Raw genomic sequence first — 17438 nt, 5'->3', positions numbered from 1 at the left:
CGCCCCCCGGGCCGGGGCCCTCAGGATCCGGCGACGTCGAACGCGGCCCAGACGGCCTTGCCGCTGCTGGCGAGCGGGGCCCAGCCCCAGGAGTCGGCGAGGGCGCCGACGACCAGCAGGCCGCGGCCGCCGTCGTCGAGCGCCTCGGGGGCGGCCGGCTCGGGCGTGCGCAGGCCGGGGTCGGTGACGGTCACGACCAGGCGGCGCGGGTGGGCCAGCAGCACGAGCTGGACCGGCCCGCCCGAGGAGCCCGGCAGTTCGCGCCGGCCGTGCCGGACGGCGTTGGTGACCAGCTCGGACACGACCACGGCGACGTCATCGCCGAGGGCGGAGCGGTCCCACCCGGCGAGGGTGGCGAGGGTGAAGTCGCGGGCGGCCTTCGGCGCGGCGGCGTCGGCGCGCAGCACCAGCCGCGCGGTGCGCGGGCTGCCCTCGTGCGGGGTCGGCCAGAAGCCCCGCAGGCCCGCGGCGGGCGCCGGTTCGGCGGGCCGGTGGGGGTGTTCGGGGGACGCGGGGTGCCGGTGCCGGCGCCCCCGGTCGGCGGCGACGGCGTGTACCTGGTCAACGATCATTGTCAAACCCCAAGGCGTGCGGGTGGGTCGGGGGGCGGGCGTTCGCTATCTTGCTCCCCAAGTCGTGCAGATGCAAGACCGTCTGCAAGAACAAATGCACGTGCATCTCGTACCATTGCGAGTGGAGTGGGGCGAGATCGCAGCCTCCCGCCAGGGGGGCGGACACGCCTAAGGGGGCAAGGATGGTCGGCGAACAGCTCTCAGCCGTCGAGCCGTCGTACGTCGGACCGCGGGATCTGCGCTGGCAGAAGAGCCGGCGGAGCAATCCGAACGGCAACTGCGTCGAAATGGCCGAACTGCCGAACGGGGAGATAGCAGTCCGTAACTCCCGTTATCCGGAGGGTCCCATCCTCGTCTACACGCGCGCCGAGGTGGAGGCCTTCGTGGGCGGCGCCAAGGACGGTGACTTCGATCACATGCTCGCCTGACCGCCGGCGCCCGGCGGCCCGTCCCTCCTGAGACGGCGAACGCCCCGGTCCGTGCGGACCGGGGCGTTCGGCTGAGGGGTGCTGCGCGGTCAGTGCATCATCACCGGCGGCGCGTCGGCGGTCGTGTCCGAGGACGCGGCCGCCTGCTTCTTGCGCGGCAGCATCAGCGCCGGCAGGAACGCGAACGCCAGCAGCACCAGCGACCACCAGTAGGTCGTCTGGAAGGCGTCGGCCATCTTCTGCATGATCGCCGCCATGACCTCCGGCGGCGGCTTCGGCGCGCCGGGGGGCGGGCCCTCGCTCATGCCGCCGCCCGAGCCGAGACCGCGGTCCTTCAGCTGGGTGGCGAGCAGCACCGCGATGAACGCGGTGCCGACCGAGCCGGCGACCTGCTGGATGATGTTCAGGCCGGTGCTGGCCCGGGGCACCTCGTCGTGCTGCAGGGTGGCCATGGCCGCCGACATCGTCGGCATCATGGTCATGCCCATGCCCATGCCCATCACGAACAGGGCGGCGCCGAGACCCCAGAACGAGGGGTCGGGGGCGATCTGCGCGGCGAAGCCCGCCACGCCCGCCACCACGACGGCGAGGCCGACCAGGACGACCTTGCCCGCGCCGATCCGGTCGGTGAGCTTGCCGCCGACCGGCATGGTCAGCATCGCGCCGAGGCCCTGCGGGGCCAGCAGCAGGCCCGAGGCGAACGCGGACTTGCCGAGCACCGACTGGTAGTACAGCGGCAGCACCAGCATGGCGCCGAAGAACGCGCACGCGAACAGCACCATGGTGCCGGAGGCGGCGGCGACCGAGCGGCGGCGGAACAGCCGCAGGTCGATCAGCGGGCTGGTGTTGCCCTTGCGCAGCGCGTGCACGACGAACGCGATGACCAGCAGGGCACCCGCCACGGTGGCGACGAGCACGTTGGGGCGGGAGAAGTCCTGCTTCTCGGCGCCGGTGGCCAGGCCGTAGATCAGCGCGGCCAGGCCGGGCGACAGGAACAGCAGGCCGAGCACGTCCAGGCGCTCACCGCTCCGCGGCGCGTCCTTCTTCAGGATGCGGGCCGCCATGACCAGCGCCACGGCGCCGATCGGCACGTTGATGTAGAAGATCCAGCGCCAGGACACGTCGTCGACGAGCCAGCCGCCGAGGATCGGGCCGAGGATCGGGCCGAGCAGCATCGGGATGCCGACGATGCTCATCACCTGGCCGACCCGCTGCGGGCCGGCGGCCTGGGTCAGGATCGTCATGCCGGCCGGCATGATCATGCCGCCGCCGAGGCCCTGCAGCACCCGGAAGGCGATCAGCGACTTGTCGTCCCAGGCCATGCCGGCCAGGGCCGAGCCCGCCACGAACAGCGCGATCGAGATCATGTACAGCCGCTTGGTGCCGAACCGGGACGAGGCCCAGCCGGTCACCGGGATCACCGTGGCGAGGGCGAGGGTGTAGCCGGTCGCCACCCACTGGATGGTGGCCAGGGGGGCGTCGAAGTCCTGGGCCAGGTGCTTGAGGGCGACGTTGACGACGGTCACGTCCAGGATGGACATGATCGCGCCGAGCACGACGACCATGGCCACCGCGAGCACGCCGCGATCGAGACCTTGGCCGGCCGGGGGCTCGGGTGGCCCGCCGGCCGTCTTCGGTGACGCGGGAGCGGTCAACTGCTCTTCCAATCGTTCGGCCCGCGGCGCGCGCAGGCAGGGGTGGAGGGATGGGTCACGGGGTGTCCACGCAAATTACTGCAGTGACTGACACTTTGCGAACGAATTAAACGGTACGAGATCACCGAGTATTCCAACGGGGTCCGACAGTTTGGCGGGACGTCGCAGCTCCGCGCTCTCCAGCCTCGGACCTGGACTCCGCTTGAGGTCAACCCGGTGTGACGCAGCCGACATCGAACTCTCTCCTTCGCTGCCGGACATCCCTGCAGACCACGCACACCCCGCGAACTCATCGCCCACGCGGCGACGATTCCGGGCGCGGCGGACCTACGGCGCCCTCTTCGCGCCGCCGGTGAAGGAGATCCCGCCCGCGCGCAGGGGCGGGGGAGGCGTCAGCGGCGCAGGCCGAGCTGACGGGACATCGCGACCAGGCGGCCCTTGGAGTCCCAGAGGTAGGCGTCCTCCTCGACCAGGCCGCCGGCGAGCTGGCGGCTTTCCAGGCGCGCCTGGATCCAGCCGGGTGCGGGCTCCTGCCGCAGGTGCACGGTCAGTTCCATCGTCGGGACGTGCACCGGGCCGACCAGTTCGCCGAGGACGGGCGGGAACGCGTCGACGAGCAGGGGCAGCGCGGCCAGGTCGGGCTCGCGGCCGTCGGCGAAGCGGATCCAGCCGTCCAGCGCCGCGGTGCCCGGGCCGGCGCCGCCGACCCAGCGGGAGACGGCCGGGACGCGGTAGTCGTAGCGCAGCGCGATGTGCGCCTCCAGCGCCAGGGCCAGCTCGGCGGACGGGGCGGCGCACTCGTCCGGGCCGGGGATGGCGGGCGGCTCGATCGCGAGCTCGGCGGGGCCGTCCAGGGCCGCCGCGTCGCCGTACATGGCCAGCACGCGCACCCGCTCCTTGCCGTCCTGGCGGAGGGCGGCGGCGACGGTGCTGGTGAGACGGCCGATCTTGACGGGCTCGACGTCGATCTCGGCGGCGCCCGCGGCGCCGGGCCGCAGGAAGTGCGCGGTCGCCGAGAGCAGGCGCTGGGCGGGGGCGGCCTGGGCGGCCGCGGCGAGGGCGATCGCGAACAGGTAGCCGCCGTTCGGGGCGCCGCCGATGGTGGCCCAGCCCGGGTCCACCTCGGCCGACCAGCGCGGCCCCGCCGCGGGAACGACCCTGGTGTCGGCGTCGAACCGGTACGTCATGAGCGCTCCCCGCACGTCGTCACGGGAGTGTTTCCCCGTACGCCGGGCACGCTAGTGACCGTGACGACGAAACGCAACCGTAACGACGTGGGGGTCAGGCGTAGTGCCGGTAGACCGCCTGGGCGACGCAGGCGGGCTTGCCGCCGCGGTCGGTCTCCACGGTGAAGTCCATCGTCATCTCCACGCCGTCGCCCTTGACCTCGGTCACGTCGGCGACGACGCCGCCCAGCCGGATCTTCGCGCCGACCGGCACCGGGGCGGGGAAGCGCACCTTGTTCAGCCCGTAGTTGACGCTCATCGACACGCCGCCGATCTCCAGCAGCTCGTTGAACAGCGGGATGAGCAGCGCCAGGGTCAGGTAGCCGTGCGCGATCGTGCCGCCGAACGGGCCGTCCGCGGCCTTGGCGGGGTCGACGTGGATCCACTGGTGGTCGTCGGTGGCGTCGGCGAAGGTGTTCACCCGCTCCTGGGTGACGTCGATCCAGCCGGTGTGCCCGAGGTCGGCGCCCTTGAGGGCGAGCAGTTCGGCGAGGCCGTCGGCCTTGGTGGTCATGGGTTCTCCTTCGGCCGCGCGTGGGTGGCGCGCAGCACCTTCTTGAGGATCTTGCCGGTGGGGTTGCGCGGCAGTTCGGTGGTGAAGACGACGGTCTTGGGGACCTTGTACTTGGCGAGCCTGGTCTGCAGGAACGCGATGAGGTCCGGCTCCTTCGGGTCGGCCCCCGGCCTCGGGACGACGACGGCGCGGCCGACCTCGCCCCACCGCTCGTCGGGCACGCCGATGACGGCGCACTCGGCGACGTCCGGGTGCTCGTACAGGACCGCCTCCACCTCGGCGGGGTAGACGTTCTCCCCGCCCGAGATGATCATGTCCTTGACCCGGTCGACGATGGCGACGTAGCCGTCGGCGTCGACGGTGGCCACGTCACCGGAGCGGAACCAGCCGGCGGCCATGGTGCGGGCGGTCTCGGCGGGCAGCCCCCAGTAGCCGCGCATCACGTTCGGGCCGCTGACCAGGACCTCGCCCTTCTCACCGGGGGCGACGTCGCGCAGCTCGGGGTCCACCACGCGCACGTCGGTGAAGAAGTGCGGCACCCCGGCCGTGCCCGCCTTGCGGGCGGCGTCCTCGCGGGCCAGGTAGAGGACGCCGGGCGACGCCTCGGTCATGCCGTAGCCCTGGCTGAAGGCCAGGCCCCGGTCCTGGTAGGTGCGGATGGTGCTCGGCGGCACCGGCGACCCGCCGCAGTTGAGCTGCCGCAGGCTGGACAGGTCGGCCGACGGCCACGCCGGGCACGCCGCCATCGCGTCGAACATCACCGGCACGCCGAACATGTACGTCACGCGGTGGGCCTCGATCGCCGCCAGCGCCGCGGCGGGGTCGAAGGCCGGCATCAGCACGACCGTGCCGCCCTTCAGCAGGGTCGGCAGGCAGGTCATGTTCAGCCCGGCGGTGTGGAACAGCGGCGCCACGACCAGGGTGACCTCGTCGGCGGCGAGGTCGATGTCGACCAGCACGTTGACGCTGTTCCAGGTGATGTTGCCGTGGGTGAGCACCGCGCCCTTGGGGCGGCCGGTGGTGCCGGAGGTGTACATGATCAGGCAGGGGTCGTCCAGGCGCACCGCCTCGTCGACGGGCTCGGCGGGCGAGGCCGCCAGCAGGTCCTCGTACCCGGCCGCGCCCTGCCCGGGACCGGCGAGGGCGACGCGGTGCCGGACCGCGCCGGCCGCCTCGGCGGCCACCGCGGCGTGCTCGGGGGCGTGGACGAGCACGCCGGTGCCCGAGTCGGTCAGGCAGTGCTCCAGTTCCGGGCCCGCCAGGCGCATGTTCAGCGGGACGAAGACCGCGCCGAGCATGCCGGCGGCGAACAGCGTCTCCAGGAAGGCCGGGTGGTTCGGGCCGAGGTAGGCGACCCGGTCGCCGCGCCGGACGCCGAGGCCGCGCAGCGCGTGCGCCAGCCGGCACACCCGTTCGTGCAGGTCCGCGTAGGTGAGCCGGGTCTCGCCGTGGACGACCGCGACCCTGCCCGGCGTCTTGCGGGCGCGGCGTGCCGTCCAGGAGCCGATGCCCTCGTTGTCCATGGCCGCTACCCCTCCTTGGTGAGGCCGAGCAGGCGGGCCGCGTTGGACTTCAGGATCTTCGGCCGCACCTCGGGCTTGATGTCCAGCTTGTCGAAGTCGGCCAGCCAGCGGTCGGGTGTGATGACCGGATGGTCGGAGCCGAACAGCACCTTGTCCTGCAGCAGGGAGTTGGCGTAGCGCACCAGCTGCGGCGGGAAGTACTTCGGCGACCAGCCCGACAGGTCGATGTAGACGTACGGCTTGTGCGTGGCCACGGCCAGCGCCTCGTCCTGCCAGGGGAAGGACGGGTGGGCCAGGATGATCCGCAGCTCGGGGAAGTCCACCGCCACGTCGTCGACCAGCATCGGGTTGGAGTGCCGCAGCCGGATGCCGCCGCCGCCCGGCACGCCGGCGCCGATGCCGGTCTGCCCGGTGTGGAACAGCGCGGGCACGCCGAGCTCCTCGATGACCTCGTAAAGCGGGTAGGCCATGCGGTCGTTCGGGTCGAAGCCCTGCAGGCTGGGGTGGAACTTGAAGCCGCGCACGCCGTGCTCCTCGACCAGCCTGCGCGCCGCGCGGGCGCCGGCCCGGCCGCGCCAGGGGTCGATGCTGGCGAACGGGATCAGGGCGTCGGGGTGGCGCGCGCACTGCTCGGCGACGTGCTCGTTCGGGATCGGCGGGTGACCGGTGGCGTGCTCGGTGTCCACGGTGAACACCACGGCGGCCATCCGGCGCTCGCGGTAGTAGGCGGCCATCTCGTCGATGGTCGGCTGCCGGTGGCCGTGGGCGCCGAAGTACTTCTCCGACGCGGCGAGCAGTTCCGGCGACAGCGCGGTGTGGCCGTCGGCGGAGACCTCGGCGTGGGTGTGGACGTCGATGGCGACCAGCTCGTCGACGTTCATCACGGTGCCGGCCATCACTGTGCCGGCCATCACGGGGCCTCGGGGGCCTGCGGCGCGGGGATGCCGTAGGTCTGCGGCTCGCGGCCGACGCCGGCCGCCCAGGTGGCGGCGATCGCGTCGGCGTCCCAGCCGCCCTCGCGGTAGGCCACGGCGACCTCCTGCGGGTGCGACCACAGGGACAGCTTGTCACCGCCGATGCCGATGGCCTGCCCGGTCACCTTCGCGGCGGCGGGGGAGGCCAGGAAGACCGGCAGGGCCGCGACGTCCTCGGTCGTGCCGAAGCCCTCGGCGGCGCGCAGCCACGCGGGGAAGGGCTCGCCGCGCTCCTCCCACGCCTCGATGTGGGGGGCGAAGGCCGGGATGGTGCGGGTCATCTCGGTCGCCGCGACGGGGACGACGGCGTTGACGGTGATGCCGGCCTTGGCGCACTCCATCGCCCAGGTGCGGACCATGCCGACGATCGCGGCCTTGGCCGCGGAGTAGTTGGTCTGCCCGAAGTTGCCGCGCTGCCCGGCGGGCGAGCCGACGACGATGATCCGCCCGCCGTCGCCCTGCTCGCGCATCCGCTGGACGGCGGCGCGTACGCAGGTGAAGGTGCCCTTCAGGTGGACGCCGATCACCGCGTCGAAGTCCTCGTCCGACATCTTCCACAGCACCCGGTCGCGCAGGATCCCGGCGTTGGTCACCAGGACGTCCAGCCGGCCGAACTCCTGCACCGCGCGGGTGACCAGGGCCTCGGCGACGGCCGTCGTGCCGACCGCGCCGGTCTCGGCGACGGCCCGGCCGCCCTGCGCGGCGATCTCCTTGACGACCCGCTCGGCCGCCGCGTCGTCCACGTCGTTCACCACGACCGCGGCGCCGGCGCCGGCCAGCGCGAGGGCGTAGCTGCGGCCGAGGCCCTTGCCGGCGCCGGTGACGATGGCGACCGTGTCCTTCAGATTCACTGGGATCCTTCCGTCGCTTACTTGGGCAGAGGTGATGAGAGTGCCCAACGTCGAGCGGCAGCGACATCCTGGAATCCAGGGGGAGAGCGGTCGCTGCGTCGCTCATGAAAGTAGGCAGATTCGTTACGGCAGTCAAGATGCTGCCCACTATTGATGTCGCTAGGCTGGGGGACGTGACCCAGGACCCGACCTTCCCCGAGGCCGACGGCGGCGGCGTGCCGCGCCCGCAGGCGCTGCTGCTGACCTTCTTCGGCGGCTACGTGCTCGGCCGCCACGTCCACGTGGCGACGGCGAGCGTGCTGGACGTGCTGGGCAGGGTCGGGGTCTCCGAGGACGCCACGCGCTCCACGCTCAGCCGGATGGCGCGGAGCGGCCTGCTGCACCGGGTGCGGCGGGGCCGCAGCGTCTACCTCGGCCTCACCCCCCGCTCCCGCGAGATCCTCCTGGACGGCGAGGCCCGGATCTGGCGGATCGGCGCGGTCAACACCCACTGGGACGGCACCTGGACGCTGCTCGGCTTCTCGCTGCCGGAGTCGTGGAAACGGCAGCGGCACGTGCTGCGGTCGCGGCTGCTGTGGTCGGGTTTCGGCGCGTTGCAGGGCGGCCTGTGGGTCGCCCCGTCCCCGGTGGACGTCGGGCCGCTGCTCGACGGTCTGGAGGCGGCCGACCACGTCAAGGTCTTCCAAGCGCGCGCGCTGCCGCCGACCGATGTGGGCGAGCTCGTGCGCGATGCCTGGGACCTGCCCTCGATCGCAGGCCGCTACCACCGTTTCCTGGACCGCTGGGACGGTGCCGCCCTGCCCGTCGAACCCGCCGACAGCCTTGCGCGGCAGCTGCTGCTGCAGTCCGAGTGGCTGCAGACCATCCGGCAGGACCCGCGCCTGCCGCAGGAGCACCTGCCACAGGACTGGCCGGCGGAGCGGGCCCAGCGTGTCTTCCGCTCCGTGCACGCCCGCCTTGATCCCGAGGCACGGGCCATCGCGGCCGACATGCTCGACACCATCCCTGACGAGGGCGGGGACGAGGACGCGCCGGCCGAGGCGCAGGAGCACGCCTCGGCCGGGTAGCGCGCTCATCGGCCGGCGCGGGCCTGCCGGAGCTGATCGGGCTGCCATCTGCCGATGCGCAGGCACGAGGGCGATGAACCGCCTACGGTGATCCTCCTGCTGCTCGGCTCGCCCGGCAGGGCCGCCCACGGGTCGGCGCCGACGGGGCATTCGGGGATGTAGTCGGGGAAGTCGCTGCTCATGACGTCGAGCGCGAGGCGGTGCCCGGAGCGCAACCGGTAGGCGATGCTCTGCAAGTCCACCACGACCTCCTCCTCGTCCGCAGGGACCTCCAGGTGCACTTGGCCCTTGGCGATGAGGAACGCGCCGCCGTCCGGCGCCACGTCCAGCAAGCGCGTGTGGATGTTCGCGCCGGCAGGGGCTGTGAGCTGCAGCAGCAGCGTCACGGTGCCGACCAGGTCGAGATCCTGGGGGGAGACGGGGCCGGTGAAGCGAAGGACGTCCGCGCGCTCCCCGATCGAACTCAGGTCCGATCGGTCGAACAGGGCGGCGAAGGGGTTCATCCCCGTCGAAGGCACCAGGTCGGACGGGTCGTGCGTCCACTCCAGTACGCCCGCCTCCGTCGGCGCCTCGGCGGCCAGGGAGGAAGACGCCGTCAGGTGGTACACGAGGTCGGACGCCTGACGGGGCGGCCAGACGTCGCTCTCGCCCCACTCGCCGTGGCAGACCTCGTAGCGGACGCGCGGCAGCGACGCCAGGTCGCCCGACCGGCCGAGGACGGCGTCGAAGAACTCGATCCCGGGGTCGAGATAGCGAGGCAGCAGCCGCTCCAGAGCCGCAGCGTCGGCGGTGTGGTCGTCGTGCGGCGCGATCGGGGCGTCGCCCAGCCGGTAGTTCTCGTGGTCGACGGCCTCCACGCGCAGGTGGAGCCGGTCGGCCCAGCCCGGGTCCTGCGCCAAGGCGCGGACGTCGTGCCAGGACCACACGGCGCAGTTGTCGAACCAGCCGATCGTGTACAGGACCGGGATGGGCGGGCTCTCCAGCAGCGCCTTCACCGGGGGAGGGACGAACAGGGACTCCCCGGCGAACTCGCCGTCGAAGTTGGCCGAGCGCTTCCCGATCCCCTCGAAGAACTCCTCGAGCATCGCCCGCAGCGGGCGGCGGTCCCAGTCGGGCTCCCACTCGTACCGGCCGGCGTCCACGTAGTGGGAGGCGAAGTAGAACTTGCGGCTGGTCTGCTCGACGTCGCGGGTGCCGTCGCCGTGCTCCAGGGTCATCGACAGCTGCGACCCGGTGAGGCGCGGCGCGATCGCCCGCAGCGCGGGGTGGGCGCCGACCGCCCCGGCGATGGCGGTGTAGCCGTAGTAGGAGTCGCCCCACATGACGACGTCGCCGTCGCACCAGGGCTGCTCGGTGATCCACTGGATCGTGTCGCGGCCGTCGGCCGGTTCGTTGCGGGCGAACTCGGGCGCGCCCTGCGACCGGTACTTGCCGCGGACGTCCTGGACGACGACGTGGTAGCCCCGCGCCAGGAAGTAGCGGGCGATGGCGGGCATGAAGCAGTACTCGCCGTCCTTGTCGTAGGGCAGCCGCACCAGCACGACGGGGCCCGGCGGTTCGGCGAGGTAGAGGTCGGCGGCGAGGCGGGCCCCGTCCCGCATGGGGATCATGGCCTGCCGGGCGTCGGAGGGCGCGGCGGCCGGTCCGATCCGCTTGATGTTCAGCACGTGAGGTCTCCGTGGGTGAAAGGTCAGCGCGGGTCGAGCGCGCGGCGGTCCCGCGCCACCCGCTCCAGGTCCCAGTCCGGGGAGGGGATGGAGTCGAGCAGCAGGCGGGTGTAGGGGTGCTGCGGGGCGCGCAGGACGCGCTCGGTCTCACCGCGCTCGACGACGCGGCCGTGCCGCATCACGATGGCGGTGTCGGTGATGTAGCGGACGACCGCGAGGTCGTGGCCGACGAACACGTACGAGATGCCGGTCTCGCGGCGCAGTTCGTCCAGCAGGGTCAGGATCTGCGCCTGGATCGAGACGTCGAGCGCGGCGACGGCCTCGTCCAGCACCAGCACGCGCGGCGCCATGCCGAGCGCGCGGGCGATCGCGGCGCGCTGCCGCTGGCCGCCCGACAGGTCGCGCGGCAGCGCTTCGCCCACGCGGCTGCTCAGCCCGACCTGGTCCAGCAGCTCGGCGACGCGCGCCCGGTGCTCCTTGCGGGTGCCGGGCGCGTGCAGCCGCATCGGCTCGGCGATGGACCGGGCGATGCTCTGGCGCGGGTCGAAGGAGCCGTAGGGGTCCTGGAAGATCATCTGGAGCCGGCCCGCGCGCTGCCGCCGGGCGCGGCGCGAATCGCCCTCCAGGGCCCGCCCGGCGAGCGTGACGGTCCCCGAGGTCGGCTGCTCCAGCCCGGCCAGGATGCGGGCCGTGGTCGTCTTGCCCGAGCCCGACTCGCCGACGATGCCGAGCGAGCCGCCCGGCATCAGCTCGAAGCTCACGTCGTCGACGGCGGTGAAACCGCCGAACCGCTTCACCAGCGACTCGGCGCGCAGCACGGGGATGGTCATGGCGTCACCTGTTCCGGGCGCAGGCACGCGGCCGTCGAGGCCCCGTGCCGTCGGTGGGCGGGCACGGCCCCGGCGCACGCGTCGTCCGCGAGCGGGCAGCGGTCGCGGAACGAGCAGCCGGGCGGCGACTCGGCGAGCGCCAGCGGGCGCCCCCGGATCGCCTTGATCACGGCCCGGTCGCCGTGCACGGACGGGCTCGCCTCCAGCAGCGCCCGCGTGTAGGGGTGCGCGGGCGCGCCGAAGAGCGCGGAGCCGGCGGCCTCCTCCACGATGCGGCCCGCGTACATGACGTAGACGCGGTCGCAGATGGCGGCGGCGAGGTCCAGGTCGTGCGTCACGAAGAGCATGCCGGTGCCGTGGGCCCGCTGCATGTCCTTCAGCAGCCCGACCACCTCGGCCTGGGTGGTGACGTCCAGCGCGGTGGTGGGCTCGTCGGCGAGCAGCAGCTCCGGCTCGGTGGACAGCGCCCCGGCGATCATGACGCGCTGCAGCATGCCGCCGGAGAACTCGTGCGGGAACCGGCGCAGCGCGCCCAGCGGGTCGCGGATGCCGACCTGGCCGAGCAGGTCCAGCGCCTTCTCGCCGGCGGCGTGCGCGGACACGCCGCGGGCCCGCAGCCCCTCGGTGAGGTAGTCGCCGACGCGGCGCACCGGATTGATCGACGCCCGCGGGTCCTGAAAGATCATCGACACCCGGGTGCGCCGCAGGTCGCGCAGCTCCCGGCGCCCCGCGCCGAGCACGTCGACGCCGCCGGCCGTGACGGTCCCGGTGGTGCGGGCGCCGCGGGGCAGCATGCCGAGGGCGCTGCGCGCCGTCAGCGACTTGCCCGAGCCGGACTCGCCGACCAGGCCGACGGTCTCGCCCCGCCCGACCCGGACGGTGACGCCGGCCAGCAGCGGCACCGTGTCCGCGCCGGTGCCGATCGCCAGGCTCAGCCCCGTGATGCCGAGGGCGTCGCGGTGCGTGGCGGCCTCTGTCGTCTTCGCGAGCATCTTCACGCTCCCTCCCGCTTCCGGCCGATGGACCCGCCGAGGTGCTCGCCGAGCACGTTGACGCTCACCACGGTCAGCAGGACCGCCAGGCCGGGGATCAGCCCGCTCCACGGCGCGCCCTGCAGGATGGCGCTCTGCGCCTGGCTGATCATCGAGCCCCAGTCGGCGGCCGGCGGCCGCACCCCGAGCCCGAGGTAGGACAGCGCCGCCAGGTCCGTCAGCGCGTAGCCGAAGGCGAGGGCGCTCTGCGCGACGAGCATCGGCAGGATGTTGGGCAGCAGGTGGCGGACCGCCACCCACGGCTCGCCGAAGCCCATGACGCGGTAGCTCTCCATGTAGGGGCGCGCGCCCTCCTGCATCGCCGCGCTGCGCACGACCCGGCCGACGAACGGCGTGTAGCCGACGGCGAGGGCGCAGATGGGGGCGAGCAGCCCCGGCCCGGACACCGCCACGACGAGCATCGCCAGCAGCAGGCTCGGGAAGGAGAAGACGATGTCCATGCCGCGCGAGAGCACGGCGTCGACCCAGCCTCCCGCGCGGGCGGCGAGCAGGCCGAGCACGGTCCCGGCCGTCCCCGACAGCAGCACCACGCCGAGGGGTGCGATCAGCGAGAGCCGGGCGCCGTACATCAGCCGCGACAGCACGTCCCGGCCGGTGGAGTCGGTGCCGAGCAGGTGTCCCGCCGTTCCCGGCGGGGCCAGCGAGTCCAGCAGGCTCGTGGCGTCCGGGGACCGCGGGGCGAGCACGGGGGCGAGCAGCCCGGTGAGGGTGACGGCGAGCAGGAACGCGGCCGCGAGCACGAGGCCGAGCGGGCGGCGCCGCCGCCTCCTGGCGGATCGGGCCCGCAGCGCGGGGATCGTCAGCGTCATCGGCCGAGCCCCCCGACGGTCACGCGCGGGTCGATGAACGGCAGCGCCAGGTCCACCAGGGTGTTGACGGTGACGAACAGCAGGACCGCGATGAGCGCGATGCCCTGGACGACGGGGAAGTCCTGCCGCGACACCGAGCTGACCAGCAGCGAGCCGACACCGTCCAGGCCGAACGCGGTCTCCACGACGGCGGACCCGACGAACAGGCTCGCCACCAGCAGGCCGGCGACCGTCAGCAGCGGCCCGAGCGCGTTGCGCACCACGTGCCTGCGGATCACCGCGGCGCCGCCCGCCCCGCGGCTGCGCGCCACCTCCACGTGCTCGCGGCCGAGCTCCTCGGCGAACGCCGCGTTGCCGACCCGGGCGAGGACGCCGAAGGCGGCGATCGACATGGCGACCGCGGGCAGGGTCAGGTGCCACAGCCGGTCCGCGAAGCCGTCGCCGGCGCCGGTGGCGGGGAACCAGCCGAGACCGGCCGAGAACAGCGCGAGCAGCCCGATGGCCGCCACGAACGTCGGCGTCGCGGTGGTGACGGACGCCGCGACGGACGCCAGCCGGTCGACCAAGCCGCCCTTGACCGCCGACACCAGCGCGACCGCCGTGCCGAACCCGATCGCCAGCACCGCCGAGTAGGCGACCAGCAGGCCGGACACGCCGAGCCGGCCGGTGATGAGCGAGGTGACGCCGGTCTGGTAGTTGAACGAGGTGCCGAGGTCCAGGCGGAGCGCGTCGCCGATCCATCCCAGATATCCCTGCAGGAAGCCCTGGTCGAGGCCGTAGCGGTGGCGCACGGCCTCGATCTGCTCCGGGGTGAGGCGGCGGCCGGCGGTCAGCGCCAGCACCGGGTCCCCGGGGACCAGGCGCAGCGCGCCGTAGATGAGGATCGAGGCGGCCAGGACGGTGAGCACCGCGCCGAGGGCGCGCTTGCCGATCCAGGCCGCGAGGGTGCGCGCCGTCATCACTTGCCGCCGAGCGTGGTCGCCCAGGGCGTGTGCAGGTAGCTCTGCCGCGGGACGAGACCGGTCAGGCCGGGCCCGTGGTAGGCGTTGACGTACTGCGTCGCGATCGGGATGTTGACCAGGTCCTCGGCCATGATGGCCTGCGCCCTGGTCACCAGGCGGGCGCGGGCGGCCGGGTCGGCCGTGGAGATCGCCGTGTCGATGGCGGCGTCGTAGTCCTTGTTGCTGTAGCCGGAGAAGTTGTAGAAGTTCCCGGTCGTGAAGAACTGGTAGTACGTCAGCGGCTCGGGGAAGTCCAGGTAGCCGGAGGCCAGGAACAGGTCGGTGCCGGCCCGCGCCTGGGGCGAGGAGAACATCGCGCCGTACTGCTGGGCCGTGAGGGGCTTCAGCTCGATGTTCATGCCCGCCTGCTTGGCGGAGTCGGCGATCGCAGTGGCGATCCGGCTCTCTTCCTCGATGGCCGTGGTGTAGGTCAGGACGATCTTCTGCTTGGCCCGGGCGGACCCGGCGACCAGGGCCTTGGCCTTGGCCAGGTCCTGCGACGGCTCGGGCAGCTTGTCGTACTCGGCCCGGTAGACGTCCTTGGCGTACCCCCAGGCCGCCGGCGGTACGAGCGCCCGCAGCGGCTGCGCCGAGCCCTGGTAGACCGACCTGATGATCCCCTTGTAGTCGATCAGGGACCGCAGGGCCTGCCGGGCGGCCGGGTCGCCGAGCGCGCCCTTCTGGTTCAGCACCGACAGGAAGGTGGGGCCGAGGCTCTGCCCGAACAGCATGCGCCCCTTGCCGGCCAGCTGCTTGTGGGCGGCGCGCGGGACGGCGAACTCGCCGTCCACGTCGCCGCTGTTCAGCGCGGCGGTCTGCGCGGACGGGTCGGAGACGAACGTGAACTTCACGTTCTTGACCTTGGGCCTGGCGGGGGTGTTCCACCAGCCGTCGTTGCGGGTGAGGGTGATGTCCTTGCCCTGCGTCCAGCCGGCGAGCTTGTAGGGGCCGGTGCACACCACGCCGCGCCCGGCGGCCCCGAAGCCCTTGCCGGCGGCTTCGGCGGCGGCCTTCTGCACGACGTGGAAGGCGGGCATGGCGAAGAAGTTGGGGACGATGACGTCCGGCTTCTTCAGCCTGATGGTGATCTCGTCGCGGCCGGTGATCCGGATGTCGCGCAGGTTCGCCGCCCAGGCGATGAAGGGCGAGCCGAGCCTGGGGTCGAGGACGCGCTGGACGCTGTAGACGACGTCCTCGGCGGTGACCGGCCTGCCGTCCCAGAACCTCACGCCCTGGCGCAGGTGGATCACGTGGGTGAGCGGGCCGCGCTGCTCGGCGGAGGTGGCGAGCGCGGGCACGCGCTCATAGTTCGGGCCGAAGGTGAACAGGCCCTCGCACATGTTGGACTCGACGGTGCTGATGGACTCGATGGCCGCCTGGGCCGGGTCCAGCGTCGGCGGCTCACCCGGCGGCAGGTTCCAGGTGAGGGTGTCGACGTCCTTGGCCGGCGCCGGGACGGACGTGGTGAGTGCCGGGGCGGCCGCCTGCGTCGCGGCGGTGCCGCCGCTGGTACAGGCGGCGAGGACGCCGGGGCCGGCGAGGACCGCGGCGAGCGCGGTCAGACGGGGACGGGACATGAGCGGACCCTTCGAGACGGGCGGGCCGGAACGGGACGGGCCGCCGGAGGCCGGGGGAGAGACGGGCCCGGTCCGGCGCGGGGTGGCGCGCGGGGCGCTGCGGGAAACGGGGTGACCGGCCTGCGCGGCTGCGCGGTGCGGTCGGGCGGGCCCTTGAGATCCGGGCCGTGGCGCCTAGCGTGCTCGGCGGTCCATTGATTGTCAATACTGCAAAACAAAAAATGAACACCGTGGGGCAAGGCGTGCCGAGATGGGGAATGGGAATGCGTTTCTGCAGGTCAACGACGTAATATCGCTCACGTCGGTTGATCGTGGGATACCGTGGGCCGGACCTGGATCGTCAGGGTTGAAAAACTATGCGTCCACGAAGGAGGCCCGATGGGACGGCCGAGCCTCGCCGTCGAGCGGCGGCGGCAGATCCTGGAGGCGGCCGCCCGGTCGGTGGCCCGGTACGGCCTGGCCGGGAGCACCCAGGAGCGGATCGCGGCCGTGGCCGGCATGAGCCGCTCGCATGTCCGGCACTACGCCGGCAACCGCGACGAGCTCATCGACGCGCTGTGGGAACACGTCATCACGCCGTACTTCGAGGAGATGCACGCCGCCCTCGCCGACCGTGCGCCGCACGAGCGGCTGCCCGCGCTGGTGGACTACCTGTTCGGGCCGCGGATGGCGCGCAACGAGGACGACCTGGTCATCGAGGCGCTCATCGGCGGGGCGATGCACGACGTCCGGCTGCGCGGCCGGATCTACGACAGCTACGCCCGGCTGGAGGGTCAGATCGCCAGGACGATCCGCGAGGCCGCCCCCGGCTGCGGGCCGGCGGAGAGCCTGCAGCTCGCCTACGCCCTCATCGCGATGGCGTTCGGCCACTCCACCCTGGCGTCGCTGCCGTTCCCGGCGGCGCGCCACGCGGGCATGAAGGCCCTCGCCCTGCAGATGATCGCGGGGCTGGGGGAGGGGCGGGCCGCGCCGGACGGTCCGGTCCATGGGGGACACCTCTCCGCTAGGACCGCTGAGGAGCGGTCAGCAGGCCGATGAGCCGTTCGACGAGCGGGAGGACCCGCTCGGTCGTCCAGTGCCCGGGGTCTTCGAGGCTGGAGATGTAGAAGCCGCGGAGCAGCAGGTGCAGCACGTCGGAGGCGAAGGCCGCGTCGGGTGCGCCGGCGTCGCGGGCGGCGCCGGCCAGCCAGTCGCGGCTCTGCCGCGAGTCCTCCTTGAGGACCTCGAGCGCCTCCGAGCCCGCCTCGGCGCGGCCGAGGATCTCCATGAAGAGCCGGCGCAGCACCCGGTCCTCCTCGGTGGTGGAGCACGCCCAGCGGGCGGCGACGGCCAGGCGCTCGGCGGCGGCGCTGCCCGCGACCGTCCCCTCCACCTCCTCCGCCCAGCCCTGGAAGGCGTGCTCCATGGCGTTGCGCAGTAAGGCCTCGCGGGTGGGCAGGTAGTTGGTGACCAGGGTCGTGGAGCCGCCGATCCGTTTGGCCACGGCCCGGATGGTCACCCCGTCGATGCCCTCCGCCGCCACGATCTTCAAGGTGGCGTCGGCGATGGTGGCGAGGCGCTGTGCGACGTCGATCTCAACCGGCATGAGGGCAGGTTAACCAGAGCGGGCCAGATGTACAACACCGTTGTACATCAGCGTTGCATCACGTACTCTCCTCGGCACCGCCGGCGCGAGCCGGACGCGCCCCCCAC

General features: G+C 72.9%; 17 protein-coding genes. 3 read left to right on the top strand and 14 right to left on the bottom strand.

Annotated elements, in window-relative coordinates; all coding sequences use genetic code 11:
- Positions 1-20: 20 nt before the first annotated feature.
- Entirely contained in the window at positions 21-572 is a 552-nt protein-coding gene (locus tag ACRB68_RS37790) for an ATP-binding protein (protein ID WP_153541376.1), read from the bottom strand.
- A gap of 182 nt (positions 573-754) precedes the next feature.
- Between ACRB68_RS37790 and ACRB68_RS37785 the strand changes: the two genes are divergently transcribed.
- A complete protein-coding gene (locus tag ACRB68_RS37785; protein ID WP_153541374.1) occupies positions 755-1000 on the top strand; it encodes a DUF397 domain-containing protein in 246 nt (81 codons plus the stop codon).
- 89 nt (positions 1001-1089) lie between these two features.
- Here the strand turns inward: ACRB68_RS37785 and ACRB68_RS37780 are convergent, their stop codons facing one another.
- The 6 genes from ACRB68_RS37780 to ACRB68_RS37755 form a co-directional block, all read right to left on the bottom strand.
- Positions 1090-2580, bottom strand: coding sequence for a DHA2 family efflux MFS transporter permease subunit (locus tag ACRB68_RS37780; protein WP_328595289.1), 1491 nt, complete (start codon positions 2578-2580; stop codon positions 1090-1092).
- Between the two features lie 467 nt (positions 2581-3047).
- The gene (locus tag ACRB68_RS37775) at positions 3048-3842 is read right to left on the bottom strand and encodes a thioesterase family protein (protein ID WP_153541372.1); all 795 of its coding nucleotides are present in this window, start codon (positions 3840-3842) and stop codon (positions 3048-3050) included.
- A 94-nt stretch (positions 3843-3936) separates the two neighbouring features.
- Positions 3937-4395: a MaoC family dehydratase gene (locus tag ACRB68_RS37770; protein WP_153541370.1), complete on the bottom strand. Its 459-nt coding sequence runs from the start codon at positions 4393-4395 to the stop codon at positions 3937-3939.
- Positions 4392-5918, bottom strand: a complete 1527-nt coding sequence (locus tag ACRB68_RS37765) for an acyl-CoA synthetase (RefSeq protein WP_153541368.1) — start codon at positions 5916-5918, stop codon at positions 4392-4394. Before ACRB68_RS37765 ends, ACRB68_RS37770 begins: the two co-directional genes overlap by 4 nt.
- Positions 5919-5923: 5 nt before the next feature.
- Positions 5924-6829, bottom strand: coding sequence for an amidohydrolase family protein (locus tag ACRB68_RS37760; protein ID WP_328595288.1), 906 nt, complete (start codon positions 6827-6829; stop codon positions 5924-5926).
- Complete coding sequence (locus ACRB68_RS37755; protein WP_328595287.1) at positions 6829-7743, bottom strand: SDR family NAD(P)-dependent oxidoreductase; 915 nt, start codon at positions 7741-7743, stop codon at positions 6829-6831. The genes ACRB68_RS37760 and ACRB68_RS37755 overlap by 1 nt, the downstream gene beginning before the upstream one ends.
- Before the next feature lie 173 nt (positions 7744-7916).
- On the opposite strand from ACRB68_RS37755, the gene ACRB68_RS37750 reads away from it, so the two are divergent.
- Positions 7917-8810, top strand: a complete 894-nt coding sequence (locus ACRB68_RS37750; RefSeq protein ID WP_328595286.1) for a PaaX family transcriptional regulator — start codon at positions 7917-7919, stop codon at positions 8808-8810.
- 5 nt (positions 8811-8815) lie between these two features.
- Here ACRB68_RS37750 and ACRB68_RS37745 read toward each other — a convergent pair whose 3' ends face one another.
- Genes ACRB68_RS37745 through ACRB68_RS37720 form a run of 6 tightly spaced genes read right to left on the bottom strand, consistent with a single transcriptional unit; the run spans position 8816 to position 15746 of the window.
- Positions 8816-10477 (bottom strand): CocE/NonD family hydrolase, encoded by a 1662-nt coding sequence (locus ACRB68_RS37745; RefSeq protein WP_153541362.1) that lies wholly within the window; start codon positions 10475-10477, stop codon positions 8816-8818.
- Between the two features lie 23 nt (positions 10478-10500).
- Positions 10501-11307 carry an ABC transporter ATP-binding protein gene (locus ACRB68_RS37740; RefSeq protein ID WP_153541360.1) on the bottom strand — a complete coding sequence of 269 codons (807 nt, stop codon included), beginning with the start codon at positions 11305-11307 and terminating at the stop codon, positions 10501-10503.
- Positions 11304-12299, bottom strand: coding sequence for an ABC transporter ATP-binding protein (locus ACRB68_RS37735; RefSeq protein WP_153541724.1), 996 nt, complete (start codon positions 12297-12299; stop codon positions 11304-11306). The genes ACRB68_RS37740 and ACRB68_RS37735 overlap by 4 nt, the downstream gene beginning before the upstream one ends.
- Positions 12300-12301: 2 nt before the next feature.
- Entirely contained in the window at positions 12302-13168 is an 867-nt protein-coding gene (locus tag ACRB68_RS37730; protein WP_153541358.1) for an ABC transporter permease, read from the bottom strand.
- Complete coding sequence (locus ACRB68_RS37725; protein WP_153541356.1) at positions 13165-14127, bottom strand: ABC transporter permease; 963 nt, start codon at positions 14125-14127, stop codon at positions 13165-13167. Before ACRB68_RS37725 ends, ACRB68_RS37730 begins: the two co-directional genes overlap by 4 nt.
- Positions 14127-15746: an ABC transporter substrate-binding protein gene (locus ACRB68_RS37720; RefSeq protein ID WP_153541354.1), complete on the bottom strand. Its 1620-nt coding sequence runs from the start codon at positions 15744-15746 to the stop codon at positions 14127-14129. The genes ACRB68_RS37725 and ACRB68_RS37720 overlap by 1 nt, the downstream gene beginning before the upstream one ends.
- Before the next feature lie 378 nt (positions 15747-16124).
- On the opposite strand from ACRB68_RS37720, the gene ACRB68_RS37715 reads away from it, so the two are divergent.
- Entirely contained in the window at positions 16125-16784 is a 660-nt protein-coding gene (locus ACRB68_RS37715; protein ID WP_153541352.1) for a TetR/AcrR family transcriptional regulator, read from the top strand.
- On the opposite strand, the gene ACRB68_RS37710 is transcribed toward ACRB68_RS37715, so the two are convergent.
- Positions 16750-17331, bottom strand: coding sequence for a TetR/AcrR family transcriptional regulator (locus ACRB68_RS37710; protein WP_153541351.1), 582 nt, complete (start codon positions 17329-17331; stop codon positions 16750-16752). The two genes, ACRB68_RS37715 and ACRB68_RS37710, sit on opposite strands and share 35 nt — an antisense overlap.
- Between the last annotated feature and the right edge of the window lie 107 nt (positions 17332-17438).

This window comes from Actinomadura macrotermitis (assembly GCF_009604375.1).
Lineage (GTDB): Bacteria > Actinomycetota > Actinomycetes > Streptosporangiales > Streptosporangiaceae > Spirillospora > Spirillospora macrotermitis.
This window is presented reverse-complemented; position numbering and strand designations above follow the sequence as displayed.